This window comes from Promicromonospora sp. AC04, assembly GCF_003058225.1.
In the GTDB taxonomy this organism is placed as follows: Bacteria; Actinomycetota; Actinomycetes; order Actinomycetales; family Cellulomonadaceae; genus Promicromonospora.
Genome location: NZ_QBUG01000002.1, coordinates 605,313 through 623,501, shown reverse-complemented (window position 1 = coordinate 623,501; position 18,189 = coordinate 605,313). Strand labels below are relative to the sequence as shown.

The following is an 18,189-nucleotide window of genomic DNA, read 5'->3' as shown; positions in this document are numbered from 1 at the left end:
GACGTGATCGGGCTTGCCCCCTGGCTGATCGGCTTCCCGCTGATCGGCGCAGCGATCCTGCTGCTGGGTGGCAAGGCCACCGACCGCTGGGGCCACTGGCTCGGGGTGCTGGCCTCGGCCGCCTCCGGGGTCGTCGGCTTCATCCTGATGTTCCGCATGATCGGCACGCCGGCCGAGGAGCGCTCCATCGACCACCACCTGTGGACGTGGCTGTCCGCGGGAGGTCTCGACGTGGACCTCGGTATCCGGCTCGACCCGCTGTCCCTGACCTTCGTGATGCTCGTGACCTTCGTGGGCACGCTCATCCACGTGTACTCGGTGGCCTACATGGACCACGACCCGCACCGGCGCCGGTTCTTCGCCTACCTGAACCTGTTCGTCGCGGCCATGCTGACGCTGGTCCTCGCCGACTCCTACCTCCTGCTCTTCGTGGGCTGGGAGGGCGTGGGTCTCGCGTCCTACCTGCTCATCGGGTTCTGGGACACGGGGCGGCCCTCCGCCCGGGAGAACGCGGTGGCGGCCAAGAAGGCGTTCGTCATGAACCGCATCGGCGACATGGGCCTCATCGCGGCGATGGCGCTCATGTTCTCGGCGGTGGGCAGCGTCCGCTTCGCGGACGTGCTGCCCGCCGTAGCCGGGGACGGGACCGGGCCCGCGAGCGCGCTCATCTCCACGGGCACCGCCACCGCCATCGGGTTGTGCCTCCTGCTCGCCGCGTGCGGCAAGTCGGCGCAGTTCCCGCTGCAGGCCTGGCTGGGTGACGCGATGGCCGGCCCGACGCCGGTGTCCGCGCTCATCCACGCCGCAACGATGGTCACCGCGGGCGTCTACCTCATGGTGCGGTCGGGCCCGATCCTCGAGGCGGCGCCGACGGCGCAGCTCGTCGTGGTCATCGTCGGCGCCGTCACCCTGCTGTTCGGTGCCGTGGTGGGTACCGCGAAGGACGACATCAAGAAGGCGCTGGCCGCCTCCACGATGTCGCAGATCGGGTACATGATGCTCGCCGCGGGTCTCGGCCCGGCCGGGTATGCGTTCGCGATCTTCCACCTGCTCACGCACGGCTTCTTCAAGGCGGGGCTGTTCCTCGGCGCCGGCTCGGTGATGCACGCGATGAGCGACCAGACCGACATGCGCCGCTTCGGCGGGCTGTCGCGGTTCCTGCCCATCACGTGGATCACCATGGGCCTGGGCTGGCTGGCGATCCTCGGGATCCCGCCGTTCTCCGGCTTCTGGTCGAAGGACGGGATCATCGAGGCCGCGTTCATCCCGGTCGAGGGGCAGCCGTGGCGGGCCTGGGTGTTCGGCACGGTCGCGGTGCTCGGTGCGGCGATCACCGCGTTCTACATGACCCGCCTGTTCTTCATGACGTTCGGCGGACGCCGTCCGCGCTGGACCGAGGGCCAGCACCCGCACGAGGGCTCGCCGCTGATGTGGTGGCCGCTGGTGTTCCTCGGCGTCGGCTCCGCCGCCCTGGGCGCGGTGCTCGGCATCGGCGGGACGTTCACCACGTGGCTGGAGCCGGTGGTGGGGCAAGCGGAGCACCACGAGCCGGTGCTCCCCGTCCCCGTGATCATCACCGTCACCCTCGTGGTCGTGGTCCTCGGGGCGCTGCTCGCGTTCCGGATGTACGCGGTCCAGCTCGTTCCCGAGGAGGCGCCGCGCGGCTCCGTCCTGACCCGGGCGGCCCGCAGGGACCTGTACCAGGACGCAGCCAACGAGACCCTCGTGGTGCTGCCCGCGCACGGCGTGGCCCGCCTGGTCCAGGTGGGCGACCGGGACGTCGTCGACCGCGGCTGGGGCGTGCTGCCGCAGGCCGTGTCGTGGTTCGGCGCGGTGTTCCGGAAGGCGCAGAGCGGGTACGTCCGCTCGTACGCGGCGGGCATGGCGGGCGGCGTCCTCGTGATCGCCGCCGTCGCTTGGCTCGTGGTCGGCCTCGGTGGTGCCCAGTGATCGGAGGAGAGATGTTTCCCTGGCTGACCGCGCTCATCGCGTGGCCGCTGGTCGGCGCGGCAGTGGTGGGGCTGGGCTCGCTCGGTCGTTCCCGTACCGGCTCCGCGAGCGCCGGGGTGGGCCTCGCCCGCCCGCTGGCGCTCCTGTTCTCGCTGGTCGAGGTGGTGCTGCTCGTCGGCGCGTTCGCCGCCTTCGACACCGGCGCCGCCGCCGAGCACCAGCTCGCGGCGACCTACCCGTGGATCCCGCAGATCGGCGCGTCGTACGCGGTGGGCGTCGACGGCGTCGGCCTGCTGCTCGTGGCGCTGGCCGTGGTGCTGGTGCCGCTGGTGCTGCTGGCCGCGTGGCAGGAGCAGGGCCGGGACGAGGTGCGCCTGCGCCGGTTCGTCGGCCTCGTGCTGCTGCTCGAGGCGTTCATGGTGGCGGTGTTCTGCGCCCGCGACGTCTTCCTGTTCTACGTGCTGTTCGAGGCCATGCTGATCCCGGCCTACTTCCTCATCGGCGGGTTCGGGCAGGGCGCCGGACGGCGTCAGGCCGCCGTGAAGTTCCTGATGTTCAGCCTGGGTGGCGGGCTGATCATGCTCGCCGCGGTGATCGCGCTGTACTTCCTCGCGGTCGGCGCCGGCGTGGACCCGAGCCGGGCATTCCTCGTGGACGAGCTCGTCGGGGTCGACCTGGGCGCCACTGCCGAGCGCCTCATGTTCGTCGGGTTCTTCATCGCCTTCGCGATCAAGGCCCCGATGGTCCCGGTGCACAGCTGGCTGCCCGACGTCGCGGGCAACGCCAGCCCCGGCACGTCCACCCTGCTGATCTGCGTGCTGGACAAGGTAGGCACCTTCGGGATGCTGACCCTGTGCCTGCCGCTGTTCCCGGAGGCGTCCCGCTGGGCGGCGCCGTTCGTGATCGCGCTCGCCGTGATCTCGGTGCTGTACGGGGCGATCATGGCGATCATGCAGACCGACCTGCTGCGGCTGGTCGGCTGGACGTCGGTGAGCCACTTCGGGTTCATCATCCTGGGCATCTTCACGTTCACGCCGCTGGGTACCGCCGGGTCGAGCTTCATGATGCTCAACCACGGCCTCGCCACCGGCGCGCTGTTCCTGGTGGCCGGGTTCCTCGTGTCCCGGCACCCGGAGAAGTCGCAGCGGATCACGGACTACCGCGGCCTGCGGTCGGTCACGCCGGTGCTCGCCGGGACGTTCCTGGTGGCGGGTCTGGCGACGCTGTCGCTGCCGGGCCTGGCCACGTTCGTCAGCGAGATCATGGTGCTGATCGGCGCGTTCGGCGGGGCCCCCGCCGGCTCGGCCGCCTGGACCGTCGCGGCGATCCCGGGCGTGGTGCTCGCCGCGGTCTACGTGCTGCTGACCTACCAGAAGATCTTCACCGGTGCGCCGGCCGAAGGGCTCGAAGACCTGCCCGACCTCAAGGCGCGCGAGCGTTTCGTCGCGGCCCCGCTGGTGGCCGGACTCCTGGTGCTCGGCCTCGTGCCGGGCCTCGCCCTGACCTACGTGGACGCGCCGGCCGAGCAGTCGGCGGCGCTCACGGCGGTCGATGAGCCGGCGGATGCCGCCGCGCAGATGGGGAGCGACAAGTGACCGAGTTCGTGGCACCCGAGATCGACTGGCTCGCCCTCGCACCGCTGATCGTGGTGCTGGGCGCGGGCGTGGTCGGTGTGCTCGTCGAGGCGTTCGTGCCGGCGAAGGCCCGGCGCGTGACCCAGATAGTGCTGACCCTGGCCGCCCTGGCGGGCGGGTTCGCGTTCATCGCGGTGCTGTGGCCGCAGATCGTGGCGCAGCCCGTCCAGGTGGTCGGCGGCAGCGTGACCCTCACGCCGTTCGCGCTCGGCACGCAGGGCATCATCGCGGTGCTCGCCTTCCTGGGCGTGCTCGTGGTGGCCGACCGCACCGCGACCGGGCAGGACGCGTTCGCGCCCGCGGCGTCGGCCGTGCCCGGCACCTCGTACGAGGACCTGGCCCGGCGGTCCGGCCTGGAGCAGACCGAGATCTACCCGCTGCTGCTGTTCGCGGCGGGCGGCATGATGCTCTTCGCCTCCACCGACGACCTCATCGTCATGTTCATCGCCCTGGAGGTGCTGTCGCTCCCGCTGTACGTGCTGTGCGCGACGGCGCGTCGGCGTCGGCTCCTGTCGCAGGAGGCCGCGGCCAAGTACTTCCTGCTGGGCGCGTTCGCCTCGGCGCTGTTCATCTTCGGCGTCGCGCTGATCTACGGGTTCGCCGGCACGGTGCGGCTGCTGGAGATCGCCACGGCGATGCAGCAGGGCGGTCTGCCGCTCGACGGCATGAGCGGGCTGCTCGTGGCCGGTGTGCTGCTGGTGACGGTCGGCCTGCTGTTCAAGGTGGGCGCCGTGCCGTTCCACGCCTGGACGCCGGACGTCTACACCGGCGCGCCCACCCCGATCACCGGGTTCATGGCCGCGTGCACCAAGGCGGCGGCCGTCGCGGCCCTCGTGGAGGTGCTGTACCGCGTCTCGATCGGCGTGCAGGCGGTCGACCCGGAAATCATGCGGCAGCTGCAGGTGGTGATCGTCGTGGTCGCCGTCCTGACGATGGCAGTCGGCACCGTGGTGGGCTCCGTCCAGAGCGACGTGAAGCGCCTGCTGGCGTACTCGTCGATCGCGCACGCCGGGTTCCTGCTGGTAGGCATCGCGGGCTTCAGCTCGCAGGTGCAGTCGTCAACGCTCTTCTACCTGCTCTCCTACGGCATCGCGACGATCGGCGCGTTCGCAGTGGTCACCCTGGTGCGCGAGCGCCGGGTCACCCCGGGGTCGGGCGAGCACAACGGTCCGGTGGAGGACGACGGCGTAGTGCTCGGCGAGGCGACCGAGATCGCGCAGTGGGCCGGCCTGGGGCGCAAGGCCCCGTGGCTCACCGCCGCGTTCGCGCTGTTCCTGCTGTCGATGGCGGGCATCCCGCTCACCGCCGGGTTCATCGCGAAGTTCGGCGCGTTCACCGGGGCGACGTCGGGCGGCCTGTGGTGGCTCGCGGTGCTCGGCGTGCTCGCCTCGGTGGTCGCCGTCGCGTTCTACCTGCGGCTTCTCGTGGTCATGGTGTTCCAGCCCGCGCCGATCACGCCGGGTGTCGAGCCGGCACGGGACGACTCGCCGCGGGTCGAGACGGGTGCGGTCTCGACAGGCTCGACCAGCGCGGGCTCGGCCACCGCCACCATGACCAAGGTGCAGGTCACAGCCGCGCAACGGGTAGAGGTGACGGTGGTGCGGTCCCGCGGTCCGGCCGCGCTCGCCATCGCCGTCTGTGCGATCGCCACAGTGATTCTCGGCGTTTTCCCATCTCTGGTTCTCGATCTGGCGCAAGAGGCAAGTAAGTTCGTGCCGTGACCTCCGTACCGCTGCCGCCCCAGACGACGACGGGTACGTCGGCGTCCGCCTCGCCGGCCGCTCCGACCGACCTGCCCGACCCGACCGCGTTCGGCCTGCCGATCACGGACCCGGAGCTGGCGTCCCGTCTCGCGGAACGGCTGACGGGGGTCGACGAGGCGCTCTCGGAGGCCGTCACCAGCACCGACAAGCTGGCCGACGGCGCCTCCCGGCACCTCGTCGACGCGGGCGGCAAGCGGTTCCGGCCGCTGCTCACCCTGCTGACGGGTGAGCTCGGCGACGGCGCGGCCCCCGGCGTCGTCGACGCCGCGGTGGTGGTCGAGCTGACGCAGGTCGCCTCGCTGTACCACGACGACGTCATGGACTCGGCGCCGATGCGGCGCGGGGCGCCGTCGGCCCACATGGTGTGGGGCAACTCGGTGGCGATCCTCGTGGGCGACATGCTGTTCGCGCGCGCGTCCGCGCGCGTGGCGGAGCTGGGGCCCGAGGCCGTGATCCTGCAGTCCAAGACGTTCGAGCGGATGTGCCTGGGGCAGCTCCACGAGACCATGGGCCCCGACGACGGCGAGGACCGGGTGGCCCACTACCTGCAGGTGCTGTCGGACAAGACGGCGTCCCTGCTGTCGGCGTCGGCCCGCCTGGGCGCGATGCTCGCGGGGGCGCCGAAGGACCAGATCGAGGCCGTCGGCGCGTACGGCGAGAAGGTCGGCGTCGCGTTCCAGCTGGCCGACGACGTGCTCGACGTCGCCTCGTCCGGCGAGGCCTCGGGCAAGACGCCGGGCACGGACCTGCGCGAGCACGTCCCGACCATGCCGGTGCTGCTGCTGCGGCAGCACGTCGCATCGGGCGCCGCTACCGCCGATGACCGCGACCTGCTGGCGACGCTCGACGGCGACCTGTCCTCCGACGAGGCGCTGACGGCCGCGCTGGAGCGGCTGCGCGCCCACTCCGTGCTGGCCGAGACGCGGGACCTGGCCGTGCAGTGGGCGCGCGCGGCCTCGGCCGAGCTGGCGCCGCTGCCGGCGGGCCCGGTCAAGGACTCCCTGGCGCAGTTCGCGCAGGTGTTGGCGGACCGCGCGGTCTGAGCGGGCTGGCCTGGCGACCATGTAGCAGACAGTCGTGTTCATCTTCTGGTCGTGTTCACTTTTTCTGAACACATGGCAGATATGAACGAAGCGAACGAGCTTCCTGCCGCCCAGTCCTCAGCCAGATGGCTTCCGAACCGGTCGACCGGGCCTGGGCCCGGAGACCCAGACGTTTGGGTGCGAGCTTGGGTCGCAGGGCCGTCGTGACCTGCGTCTTCGGTCCTTAGTTTGGCGGGGTGACCCGACGCGACCGCGAGACCTCCTCCCGTGGCTCCCTGGTGTGGTGGCGCGGTCGGCGCGGGGACGACGGCGAGTCCGGGCAGGCGCTGGCGGAGTATGTGGCGGTCGTCGGTCTGCTCCTGCTGGTGATCGCCATCGTGTTCGTCGCGGCGGCGCCGGTCGGAGCTTCCGAGGGCGAGCAGCTGGTCTGCGCGGTCCAGCAGCTCGGCAAGGAGAACGCCCCCGAGGACTGCGTGGACGAGCCCGGCGAGGAGGACGACGGCGACGACGAGCCCGGCGACGACGAGTCCCCCGACGACGAGTACAGCCCGCCGACGGGCGACTGCGAGGACGACGTCACGTTCGACCAGGCCAACCTCGACGAGGAGTACCTGACCCCCGTGGTCCGGATCGACTGCGTCTGGTACACGGTAAGGGCGATCTGCGCCTCCTCCGAGATCCCTGACGGCTGGTTCGATCGTGACGAGGACGATCGGGTCTACCTGGAGGACGAGATCGTCGAGTTCGTCGACTGCGTGACCGATGGCTACGGTGCGCCGAAGGACGATCCGGACGACGAGAGCTGCGTCAACACGCTGCCGACGAGCGGTGAGATCGACGAGGACGCACCGCCGAAGGTGCAGGTGGGGTGCAAGGAGCTCCCGGTGCCCAGGGGGTGCGAGGCGGAGTGGGCGGCCTACAAGGACGCGCCGGCGGGCAAGGAACGCGCCGGGAAGTCCAGGGACCTGGCCAACTGCATGTCGGAGACGTACAGCGAGATCGAGCCGGAGTGCGTCGTGTCGTCCACCTCGCACGTCGACAGCGAGAACGTCTCGTTCCTGTTCGTCCGCTGGGGTGCCAGCAACGGGATGCTGATCGAGAAGCTCGGTGACGGCCGGATCCGGGTCCACATCCTCAAGGGCGTCGAGCAGGGCGGCGGGATCTCTGTCGACTCGACGATCAGCTTCGACGTCGCGGGCATCACCGGATACTCGATGGACAAGACCTACGAGTTCACCGACATGGGCAAGGCCCAGGAGTGGATCGACTGGTACAAGGACTACAACAAGGTGAACGGCCAGCAGGAGGGCTGCACACCGTCCAGCGAGCACTGGGGCGACACCTGCACCGAGACCGACGAGGCCGACGAGCTCGCCGACGAGGAGCCCGAGCACCACGAGCTCGCCGAGGGGGAGGGCGAGTCCAGGAAGGTCTCGTTCACCGGCGGGCTGAGCGGGGCCGGCGGAGTCGGTCCGGCCGAGATCGAGGGCAGCGTCGAGGGCGGCTACGAGGGCGAGGTGTCGGCCGAGGAGACGCTGTACTCGGACGGCTCGACCACGGTGTCCTATACGTCGACGGACATCGGCGGCTTTCTGATCGGGGCGTCGATCGGTGGCAGCAAGCCCTTCACCAACAACAAGAAGTGCAAGAACGAGGACGGCAGCTCGAAGTGCGACGGCAGCGGGTCCGGCTCCGGCCAGGTCGGGATGGAGTGGACGGGCACCACGCAGATCGAGGTGAACCGGCATCCGGACGGGTCGCTGTACAACGTCATCCTCCGCATGGACGACCAGGTCCTGAAGACGCTCGCCAAGGCGGGGGTCGACATCGAGGCGACCCTGCCCAGGGGCTTCTCCGTGGGCGGGGGCTGGGAGAAGTCGAGCCAGTCGGGCTCTGCGTCCGTGCGGGAGATGATCCTCGACTTCAGCCAGTTCCCCGAGCTGGAGGACGAGCTCGGGCCGAAGATCGACGAGCTCTTTCCCCTCGACGAGGACGGCCGGCTCGAGACGGGCGACGTCGACATCAACGCGAGCGAGTACGCCGAGGGCGGTTCCCTCTACGACGCCATCGATGACCACGCCAACGTGCGCGAGCTCGAGTACGACGTGGACCGGACCACCGAGAGCGGGCACCTCGGCGTGGACCTGCAGGACGTGAACCTGTTCGAGGTCGAGTGGACAGAGGTCGACGAGGAGCGTGACCTGAAGGACTCCTCGTACGAAGTGATCGACGTGAACGGTGACAAGCAGGAGGTGTCACCCGCACCGGCGTGCAAGGCCAAGGAGTTCGAGGAGGACGAGGGCTACTACGCCGACGACTTCTCGGACCCGCCGACGGAGCTGCAGAACCCCGAGCACGACCTCGGCGCGGAGTACTTCGACAACGAGTCGCCGAAGTACACCGAGGACGGCCCCTATCCGGGCACCGACTACGACGGTGACGTGCCGGGCGACGACGCCGACCTGACCAAGTCGCTGATGGACGAGTACGCCGAGGCGTTCCCCGACACGAACATCCTCGTGGTGAAGGACTTCGAGAACTTCTCGTTCAGCCACGCCGAGGGCTTCGAGCACCTGGCGACCGTGGACGGGATGGACGTCATCGCCATCGACAAGGGGACGGTCGAGAACAAGGGCGACGGCGAATACAACAACTGGCGCTTCAAAGGAAACTTCGACTACGACGAGGAGGAGAAGACGGTGGAGTTCAGTCCGCGGGAGAGCGGCGGTGAGTGTCTCGTCGACGATCCGGCGGTGAACCTGTTCAACGGTGAGAGTTCGGACGACCCGCCGCTGGTCAACCTGGCGGCCTCGGGTTCGGGTTCGGGCAAGGGTGGGCCGAAGAGCGGGCATTGCGGGGGCCAGTGATCAGGTGACACCGACTCACCAGATCGCTCATCTGAGCGGGCAAAGTAAGGGGAAACCACCCAAAGGATAATAGATTCTAACGACCTTATGTGCCTTTCGTACCGGAATCTATACAGTCTGCGAAACGAGCGTGCCGGTAGCGCGGAGGCGCCCGCGAGGGTAGGGGCCGTGGTGGAGATGCGTCGGGCGGTCGATCTTGTCAGCGTGTTCAACAAGGAGGCGCCTTGCTGGTCGTAGCGATCGGGGCGCCGGAGGGCGTGCATCCCGCGGTTCGCCGGGCGGAACGCACGCTGGAGGCAGTCGTTGCCGCCGTGGCCGACCTGCCCACCGACGACGTCGTCCTCGCCACCCGCGACGAGCGGGCGCGCAAGGTCGCCCGGTCCGCGCGGCTGGTCCTCGGGTCGGAGCGGCTCGGCCTGCTCCACGTCGACACGCCGGTCACGGCGTGGGCGGTGGTGCTCGCGGGCCTCGCGGCCGGTGGTCTGACGGCCTCGGCGGCTCGCGCGGTAACCGACGTGGTCCTCGCCCGCATCACCACGAGAGCGCTCGTGTCCAGCGTCGCTTCCCTGGAGAGCCCCGCCCCCACGTTCCGCCAGCACGCAGGCAGCCTCCTGCCGGGCACGGCGTTCGTCGTCGACCCCGGTCGCGGCACCGTCGGCCGGTTCCACGAGCGGCTGGGCGTCCCGAGCGGCGGCGACATGCTCGTCGTCGCCCGCTCGCCCCGACCCGTGGTGCCCGACGACACCGACCTGCTTCCTCGCCCCGCCGACGCCGAGCTCATCGGCGCGGAACCCGAATGGCACGCGGCGCGCTGGCTCGAGGCGTCGACCATCGACGGGCCGCTCAGCTGGGCCGTCGCGAGCGCGGCCTCCGGATCGCACCGGTGGGCCGCCTGCGAGGTCTGCGGACGAGCCGCCTCCGGAGCATGCATCTTCTGCGGACTGACGGTGTCTTCGGCCCGCGCCGGGCTGCCCGGTCCCGCGGAGCTTCCCGACCAGCACCGTCCCGAACACCAGGGAGTCATCAGTTGAACCCGCGTCAACGCCGAGGGGCGTTCCTCCTCGTCGTCACCTCGGTCCTCGCCGTCGCCGTCTTCGTCGGCGTCCTCTACTACGTGCGCACCGTGAGCTCTCAGGTGGGCCCCATGACCACCGTGCTCCAGCTCAATCGCTCGGTCGAGGCCCTCGAGCCCATCGAGCCGGCCATGCTGGAGGAGGTCGAGATCCCCGAGCGCTGGGCCCCCACGACCGCCGTGCACAGCGTGCGGGAGGTGAACAACCTGGTCGCGGCCACCGACTACGAAGAGGGGTCGGTGGTGCAGTCGGGCATGCTGATCAACCGGCCGGGGGTCCAGCCCGGGTTCCGCGAGGTCGCCATCCTCGTGGACGCCGAGACGGGCGTGGCCGGCAAGGTGGAGCCCGGCGACCACGTGGACATCATCGCGACCATGGAAGGGACCGAGACCGCGAAGCCGGTCTCGCGGGTCTGGGTGTCGAACGCGCTGGTCCTGGAGGTCGGCCTCCCCCGGACGCTCGAGGACCCCGACGACCTCTCCGACTCCACCTCCGGGCTCCCGGTGACGTTCGCGCTGACCACCGACGACGCCCTGACGCTCGCGTACGTCGAGTCCTTCTCCGTGAAGATGCGCCTCGCCCTGCGCGGCGCGGGCGACGAGGAGCAGCTTCCGACGAACGAGCGCGTCTACGACGGCACGGACCCGGCTCCCGCGGCGAAGGGCTGACCATGGTCACCAAGGTGCTGCTGGCGACGGCGTCACGCGAGGTCCGGGACCACCTGGGGCACGTGTTCGCCGAGTCCGACCAGTTCGAGCTGGCCGCGGCGGTGCCCGACGGCGCGGGTGCGCTGACGGCGCTCGACCGGCACCCCGACGTCGGGATCGTGGTGGTCGACGAGGCCGCCGATGACGGCCACGGTCACGCCCTGGCCCGCACCGTCGGTCTTGCCGCGCCGCTCATCGGCATCGTGATGGTCGTGGACGCCCACGGTCCGGCCGAGATGAACGAGGCAATGGCCTCGGCGATGGAGGTCGGTGCCCGTTCGGTGATCGCTCGGAACGCCGGGCTGGAAGAGGTACTGACGCGGTTCGAGGCGGTGGCGTCGTGGTCGACGGTGGCGCGGGCCGCCATCGCCGCGGAACGGAACGGCGGCCGCAGCGGCCAGGTAGTGGTGGTGGCCGGCGCGAAGGGCGGCGTCGGCACGTCCGTGCTGGCCCTGCTGCTCGCGCGGGCAGGCCGTACGGGTGACACCACGCTCGTGGACTTCGACCTGGGTGCGGGCGACCTCGCCGCGTACGCGGGTGTGCGCACGCGGCGTTCGGTGGTCGACCTCGCCGGCGTCGAGGGCGAGGTCACGGCGCGCATGCTCCGCGAGACCACGTACGAGGTCGGCGGTGGCCTGCGGCTGCTGACCGCGCCGAACGACGGCGAGCGCGGCGAGGAGATGACGCCCGCCGCGGCCCGGTCCATCGTGAGCGCCCTCCGGTTCGAGTCGAACCTGGCGGTGCTCGACGTCGGCGCCCACCTGGACGAGCCGCGCGCGACCGCCATCGAGTTCGCGGACCGGGTGCTGCTGGTCACGACGCCGGACCTGCCGGCCCTGCGGGCCGCCCGGCGGGTCATCGCGCAGTGGGACCGGCTGGCGATCCGGCGCCCGACGGCGGTGGAGCTGGTGCTCAACCGGCGCACCTCGCGCGACGAGGTGACGCCCCAGCTCGCGGAGCGCATAGTGGAGCGCCCGGTCGCGTTCACGGTGCCCGACGGCGGCAGCGCGTTCACCGGCGCGGTCAACACCGCGACGCTGCTGGAGACGCCCACGCCCGTGCACGCCGCCGTCGCCGAGGTCGGCATCGCGGCGATCAGTCCCGAGGCCGGCCCCGTGCGGCCCGACGATCCGGCGGAGGTGGCTGCCCTGGTCGCGGGGACGGCGCGCCGGAACGGGCGATCGGGCTCCGACCAGAAGCGCTCGGCCCGCCTGATGTCACGCGAGAAGCGTGCCGATCCGGAGGCCGGCCAGTCCACTGTGGAGCTGCCGGTGGTGATCCTGATGGCGCTGACGGCGCTCCTGCTGTGCGCACAAGCGATCGGGTGGGCCACGGGCCTGCTGACGGCCCGCGCCGTCGCGCAGGAGGGGGCCCGGACCGTTGGCATCGTCGGGTACTACGACAGGTACGGCAACCCTCGCGACGAGGTCATCGAGCGCGTCCGGGACGACGCGCGCGAACAGCTTCCGAGCTGGATGAGCTCGATCGACGACTCGGACATCGACGTACTGGCCGACAGGGTGAGCATCCGGGTCACCGTGTCGACGGTCATTCCCGGCGTCGACCTTTCCGCGTCCTCGTCGGCTCCCGTCTATCGGGGAGGCTGACATGACCCGGCATCGAGAACCGGACGAGCGCGGCCAGGCGGCCGTCGAGCTCGTCGGCGTCGTGTTCCTCACCGTCCTGGTGGCGCTCCTGGCGATCCAGGGCATCACTGTGGCGCAGGCGGCATCGATCACCCAGGAGGCCGCGCGGAACGGAGCCCGTGCCCTGAGCCAGGGCCAGGACTGGCGGGCAGTGGTGCAGCGACAGGTCCCCGACGGGCTCGACCTGAAGGTCGCGCGGGCCGACCTCGACCGGCATACCGCCCACGTGCGGGTGACGGTCTCGGCGCCGCTGGGGCTCGCCGGCCTGGACATCACCGACGTCACCATCACCCGGACCGCCGACTTCCCCGTGGAACAACGACGAAGGGCTGAGGACTGACATGGGCCTGCGCGACCGGCTCGCCGTCGACGAGCAACGGCACGACGACGACAACGACCTCGCCAAGACGTACCGCGAGCGGCTGCTCGAAGAGGTGGACGTCGACGAGCTCGCGCGTCTCTCGCCGTCCCAGCGGCGGGTACGCCTGGAACGGGTGCTGTCCCGCATCCTGTCCGTCGACGGCCCGGTGCTGTCCGCCCGCGAGCGCGGCGCGCTGGTGCAGCGGATCACCGACGACGCGCTCGGGCTGGGCGTGCTGGAGCCGCTGCTGGCGGACGAGTCCGTCACCGAGATCATGGTGAACGGGTCGCAGGACGTGTTCGTGGAGCGCTACGGCAAGGTGGAGCGGGTGCCGACCCGGTTCGCCTCGGTGGAGCAGCTCTACCAGACGATCGACCGCATCGTGTCGCAGGTGAACCGCCGGGTCGACGAGTCGTCGCCGATGGTGGACGCGCGGCTGCCCAGCGGCGAGCGGGTGAACGTGATCATCCCGCCGCTGGCGCTCGACGGCCCGACGCTGACCATCCGCCGGTTCCCCACGCCGTTCCGGATGGGCGAGCTGGTGGACAAGGGGACCCTGGACACGGGCACGGCGAGCCTTCTCGGTGCGTGCGTGCGAGCCCGGCTGAACATCGTGGTGTCCGGCGGCACCGGCTCGGGCAAGACGACGTTCCTGAACGCACTGTCCGGCATGATCCCGGACCACGAGCGCATCGTCACCATCGAGGACGCCGCGGAGCTGTCCCTCCAGCAGAGCCACGTGGTGCGGCTCGAGTCCCGCCCGGCGAACGTGGAGGGCCGCGGTGCGGTGACGGTCCGGGAGCTGGTGCGCAACACGCTGCGCATGCGGCCCGACCGGATCATCGTGGGCGAGGTCCGCGGCGGCGAGACCATGGACATGCTCCAGGCGATGAACACAGGGCACGACGGGTCCGTGGCCACCGTGCACGCGAACACGGCGCGGGATGCGCTGGGCCGGCTGGAGACCCTGGCCTCGATGAGTGAGATCGAGCTCCCGGCCGCGACCCTGCGGGACCAGATCAACTCGGCGATCGACCTGATAGTGCACCTGGAGCGGGCGGAGGACGGCTCCCGCCGGGTAGTCGAGGTGCAGGCCGTGACCTCGCAACGACGTGAGGAGTTCGCGCTGACGCCGCTCGTGCGGTTCGCTCGGGACCCGATCGGGCCGGACCGTACGGTGACGGGCACGTTCGTCCCTTCACCGGCGCCGAAGCAGCTGCTGGAGCGCCTGCATCGCGCCGGCGAGACGGTGCCGGTGGCCGAGCCTCCGGTGGCCGAGCCCGTCGAGACCGCGGGCGGTGGGACCCGATGATCCTTCTGCTCATCGCCGCGGGCCTGTTCGTGACCCTGCTGCTGGCGGCGGCCACGGTGGCGACGCTGGTGGACAACGCGGAGGCCGAGCGGCGGATGGTGGAGTCCGCGGACCTGACCCGGACGGCCAGGGCCGGCCTGTTCGTCCGCCTCGACGAACGGCTGCAGACCGTCCGGTGGGGCCAGCGCCTGGCGGCCCTGCTCGCCGGCTCCGGCCTGCAGACCTGGTCCCCCTCGCTGTTCCTCACCGCGGTGTCCGCCGCGGCGGTGGCCGCGGGCCTGATCGTCCTGCCGCTGTTCGGGTGGGCGACCGCGGGGCTCACGGTGCTCCTCCTGGCGGTGGGCGTGCGCAGCTGGCTGGACCGACGCCGCAAGCAGCGGGTGGACCGGTTCGTGGCGCAGCTGCCGGAGCTCGCACGGCTGCTGGCCAACGGTGCGGCCGCCGGGCTGGGCGTACGCCGGTCGCTGGAGATGGCGGCCAGCGAGATGGCCGAACCCGCGGCGTCCGAGATCTCGCAGGTCAGCGCCGAGATGGCGCTGGGCCGGTCCATGGGCGACGCGCTCGCGGGACTGAACGAGCGGCTGCCGTCCCGGGAGCTGGCCGTGCTGGTCCAGACGCTGACCATCCAGGGCCGGACCGGCGGCGCACTGGTCACCGCTCTCTCCGGTATCGGAGCCACGCTGGAGGAGCGGCGCCGGCTGCGGCGCGAGGTGGTGACCGCCACCACGGGAGCCCAGTTCTCGGGATACACGGTGATCTTCCTCGGGTTCGGTGCGGTGGCGCTGATGAACGTGCTCAGCCCGGGTGTGGTGGACGAGATGCTCACCAACCTGGTGGGTCAGGTGGTCCTCGTCGTCGCGACGGGGCTGTTCGTGTTCGGGTACCTGCTGGTGCGTCGTCTCGCGAAGGTGGAGGTGTGACGTGCTGGAGCTGCTGATCGCTACGGCCGCCGCCGGGCTCGTGGTGCTGGGGATGGCCGGGTACCGGCTGGTGACCAGCACCGGCCTGGAGCGCATCGAGGCCGAGTACACGCCGGACGAGGGGCCCGGACCACGCGGTTTTGTCGCCGTGCTGGACCGGATCGGGGCGCTGGTCCTCCCCGCGGCGGTGCGCCTGCACGGACGAGCACGGTTGCACCGGCTGGACATCGCGATCCGCCGGGCGGGTCGTCCGGAGGGCGTGACGCTCACGGCGTTCGTGCGTCGCGAGGCGGCCCTGGTAGCGCTCGGGCTCCTGGTGGGTCTCGTGTTCACGCTCCAGGACCAGTGGCTGCTGGGCGTGGCGCTGCTGGTGCTGCTGAGCACCTGGATGCGCCTGTGGCTCTACCTGGAGGCGACCAAGCGCCAGCAGCAGGTCGACACCGAGCTGCCCGACTTTCTCGATGTGCTGAGCGTGACGGTGACCGCCGGCCTGGGCTTTCGGCAGGCACTGGACCGGGTGTGCGAGTTCCACGGCGGCGCGCTGGCCGCGGAGATGCGCACGGCGCTGCAGGAGATGGAGCTGGGCACGTCCCGGCGTCAGACGCTCGTGGCGCTGCGCGAGCGCAACCGGTCCGCCGCCGTCGGCACCTTCGTGACGGCGCTGCTGCAGGCCGAGGAGCTGGGGGTGCCGCTGGCGGACGCGCTCACCGCCATCGCGTCGGACGTGCGTCGCGGGCACGCCGAGAACGTCCGGCAGAAGGCGGCGCGAGCCGCGCCCCTGGTATCGCTGGCGGTGACCATGACGATCCTGCCCGGAGCCCTGCTCCTGATCGTGTCGGCGGTCCTGATCGCGAACGCGGGGGTGCTCGGTGAATTTCTCTGAACGGCTGAGCCCCGGACCGGGGACTGACCCGCTGACGGAGCAGGCGATCGGGGGCACCGTGCGGCTGCTCTGCCAGGTGCGGATCGCGATCCTGGCATTCGCCCTGATGCTGGCGCTGCTCGACGGCATGGGCTGGCTCGGCGTGTTTCTCGTGGTCCTCGCGGCGCCGTTCTCCTTCGTTCCCGCTCTGAGCTGGGAGACCCGCGGCCGCTACTACGCCCGCAACGGGATCATGCTGGCCGGGGACATCGTGGTGGCCGTCTCGGTGATGCTGCCGCTGACCGGGTCCCCGCTCATGCCTGTGTACGCCGCGGCGACCGCGGCGCTGTGGGGCCTCTTCGCCGGCCTGCGACTCGCGCTGCTCATGGCAGCGCCCCTGTGCCTGTACCAGCTCACGGCATACGACGACGGCTGGCGGGGACTGGTCACCGGTATCGCCGGCGCGGGCCTCACCGTTGTGATGACCTGGACCGGGACCCACCTGGGCCGGAGCCTGCGGCGGCAGGCCCGCACCTCGGCGGACCTGGCCTCGGCGCGCGCGGACCAGGCTGCCCTGGCGGAACGGCTGCGCCTGGCCCGCGACCTCCACGACACGGTGGCGGGCGACCTCGCCGGGCTCGCGCTGACGACGCGCGGGCTCGCCGACCGGCTGGGCCGGGAAGGGGTGGCGCGGAGCACCGTCGCGCTGGCACACCAGCTCGGCGACGCCGTCCGCAGCGCGCACCAGCACACGCGCGCCGCCCTGGGCGAGCTGCGCGACGAACCCGACGGCGTGGCCGGCCCCGTGACCGACCTCGCCCGCAGGTGGACGGAGCGAACGAGGACCCCTGCGCAGGTGAGCATCGCGCCGGGCGTGGACGACGTCGTCGGTGCGGGCCGCGCACGGCACGTCCGGGCCATCGTGACCGAGCTGCTGGAGAACGTGCGGAAGCACGCGCATGCGTCCGGCGTCGAGATCTCCGTGACCGCGGCGGACGGCAGGATCGAGCTGCTGGTGTCGGACGACGGGAGCGGGCTGCCCGCTGCCGCCCCCGAGGCCCAGGGTTCCCGCGGGGCTCAGCCGCGCGGCGAGAGCCCCAGGGCCCCCGGGGCCGGTTACGGACTGCGCGGCCTTCGCGAGCGAGCGGCCCTGTGCGGCGGTCACGCCACCTGGACACGAGGACCGGACGGCGGGACTGTCGTGCGAGTGCTGCTGCCCGTCGAACCGGCGGCAGAACCGAGAGGCTCCACCGAGCTCGCTCCGAACCCCGCGGCGCAGCCGCCCGCCCTGCGCCGTGCGTGGACCGCGGAGGTGGCGTGATGCGAATCCTTGCCGTGGACGACAACCCGATCATCCGGATGGGGCTGCGGGCGCTGCTGGAGGGGACCGACGGCGTGACGTCGGTGACCGAGACCGGCGACCCCGACGAGGCGATGGCCCACGTGGACTCCGGCACCGTCGACGTGGTGCTGCTGGACGTGCGGATGCCACGGATGAGCGGGCTGGAGCTGCTGCCACGGCTCTCCGGCGGCGCGACGGTGGTCATGCTGACGCACGACGACGACCCGACGACACTGTCCGAGGCCATCAGCGCCGGGGCGTCGGGCTACCTGGTGCACGGCGCGCTGGAGCCCCGGGCCATGGTGGACGCGATCCGGTTGTGCCGGAACGGGAGCCAGGTGGTCTCCGGCGTCGTTGCCGGCGCGCGGGAGACCAAGGACGGCGAGCCGGCCGCGGCCGTACGGGGCCTGTTGTCCCCGCGGGAGGCCGAGGTGATGGACCTGGTCGCCGACGGCCTGTCGAACCGCGAGGTGGCCGCACGCCTCTTCCTCTCGGAGAAGACCGTGAAGAACCACGTCAACAGCCTGTTCGCCAAGCTCGCCGTCACCACACGAAGCCAGGCCATCGTGCGCTGGATCCAGCGGGACCCCAGCCCGGATAGGGCCCTGGACCCAGGAAGAAGGGGCCCCCACGTGGGACCGGGAGCCCTGGGTGCGGGCTCCGTCCGTCCGTAGTTTTGCGGTCATGGCCACGGCGGACCCGTAGCCGA

14 protein-coding genes are annotated in these 18,189 nt (G+C 71.2%); all 14 read left to right on the top strand.

Features of this window, described 5'->3' with window-relative positions; all coding sequences use genetic code 11:
• Positions 1–3: 3 nt before the first annotated feature.
• The 14 genes from nuoL (at position 4) to C8K30_RS08215 (ending at position 18,154) form a co-directional block, all read left to right on the top strand.
• Entirely contained in the window at positions 4–1,950 is a 1,947-nt protein-coding gene (gene nuoL, locus C8K30_RS08275; protein WP_108492586.1) for an NADH-quinone oxidoreductase subunit L, read from the top strand.
• Between the two features lie 11 nt (positions 1,951–1,961).
• On the top strand, positions 1,962–3,545 hold the full coding sequence (locus C8K30_RS08270) for an NADH-quinone oxidoreductase subunit M (RefSeq protein ID WP_108492387.1): 1,584 nt from the start codon (positions 1,962–1,964) through the stop codon (positions 3,543–3,545).
• On the top strand, positions 3,542–5,305 hold the full coding sequence (gene nuoN / locus C8K30_RS08265) for an NADH-quinone oxidoreductase subunit NuoN (RefSeq protein WP_108492386.1): 1,764 nt from the start codon (positions 3,542–3,544) through the stop codon (positions 5,303–5,305). The genes C8K30_RS08270 and nuoN overlap by 4 nt, the downstream gene beginning before the upstream one ends.
• Positions 5,302–6,390, top strand: a complete 1,089-nt coding sequence (locus tag C8K30_RS08260; protein ID WP_108492385.1) for a polyprenyl synthetase family protein — start codon at positions 5,302–5,304, stop codon at positions 6,388–6,390. The genes nuoN and C8K30_RS08260 overlap by 4 nt, the downstream gene beginning before the upstream one ends.
• Positions 6,391–6,626: 236 nt before the next feature.
• A complete protein-coding gene (locus tag C8K30_RS08255; protein WP_199230396.1) occupies positions 6,627–9,257 on the top strand; it encodes a hypothetical protein in 2,631 nt (876 codons plus the stop codon).
• 224 nt (positions 9,258–9,481) lie between these two features.
• Positions 9,482–10,288 (top strand): hypothetical protein, encoded by an 807-nt coding sequence (locus C8K30_RS30660; protein WP_158280963.1) that lies wholly within the window; start codon positions 9,482–9,484, stop codon positions 10,286–10,288.
• Complete coding sequence (cpaB, locus tag C8K30_RS08250) at positions 10,285–10,998, top strand: Flp pilus assembly protein CpaB (protein WP_158280962.1); 714 nt, start codon at positions 10,285–10,287, stop codon at positions 10,996–10,998. Before C8K30_RS30660 ends, cpaB begins: the two co-directional genes overlap by 4 nt.
• Before the next feature lie 2 nt (positions 10,999–11,000).
• Positions 11,001–12,644 carry a MinD/ParA family protein gene (locus C8K30_RS08245; RefSeq protein ID WP_108492383.1) on the top strand — a complete coding sequence of 548 codons (1,644 nt, stop codon included), beginning with the start codon at positions 11,001–11,003 and terminating at the stop codon, positions 12,642–12,644.
• Position 12,645: 1 nt separating this feature from the next.
• Positions 12,646–13,023, top strand: a complete 378-nt coding sequence (locus C8K30_RS08240) for a TadE family protein (RefSeq protein WP_108492382.1) — start codon at positions 12,646–12,648, stop codon at positions 13,021–13,023.
• A gap of 1 nt (position 13,024) precedes the next feature.
• A complete protein-coding gene (locus C8K30_RS08235) occupies positions 13,025–14,356 on the top strand; it encodes a CpaF family protein (RefSeq protein WP_108492381.1) in 1,332 nt (443 codons plus the stop codon).
• Complete coding sequence (locus tag C8K30_RS08230; protein ID WP_108492380.1) at positions 14,353–15,276, top strand: type II secretion system F family protein; 924 nt, start codon at positions 14,353–14,355, stop codon at positions 15,274–15,276. The genes C8K30_RS08235 and C8K30_RS08230 overlap by 4 nt, the downstream gene beginning before the upstream one ends.
• 1 nt (position 15,277) lies before the next feature.
• Positions 15,278–16,159: a type II secretion system F family protein gene (locus tag C8K30_RS08225; RefSeq protein ID WP_108492379.1), complete on the top strand. Its 882-nt coding sequence runs from the start codon at positions 15,278–15,280 to the stop codon at positions 16,157–16,159.
• A complete protein-coding gene (locus C8K30_RS08220; RefSeq protein WP_146197388.1) occupies positions 16,146–17,459 on the top strand; it encodes a sensor histidine kinase in 1,314 nt (437 codons plus the stop codon). Before C8K30_RS08225 ends, C8K30_RS08220 begins: the two co-directional genes overlap by 14 nt.
• Positions 17,459–18,154, top strand: a complete 696-nt coding sequence (locus tag C8K30_RS08215) for a response regulator (protein ID WP_108492377.1) — start codon at positions 17,459–17,461, stop codon at positions 18,152–18,154. Before C8K30_RS08220 ends, C8K30_RS08215 begins: the two co-directional genes overlap by 1 nt.
• Positions 18,155–18,189 lie beyond the last annotated feature (35 nt).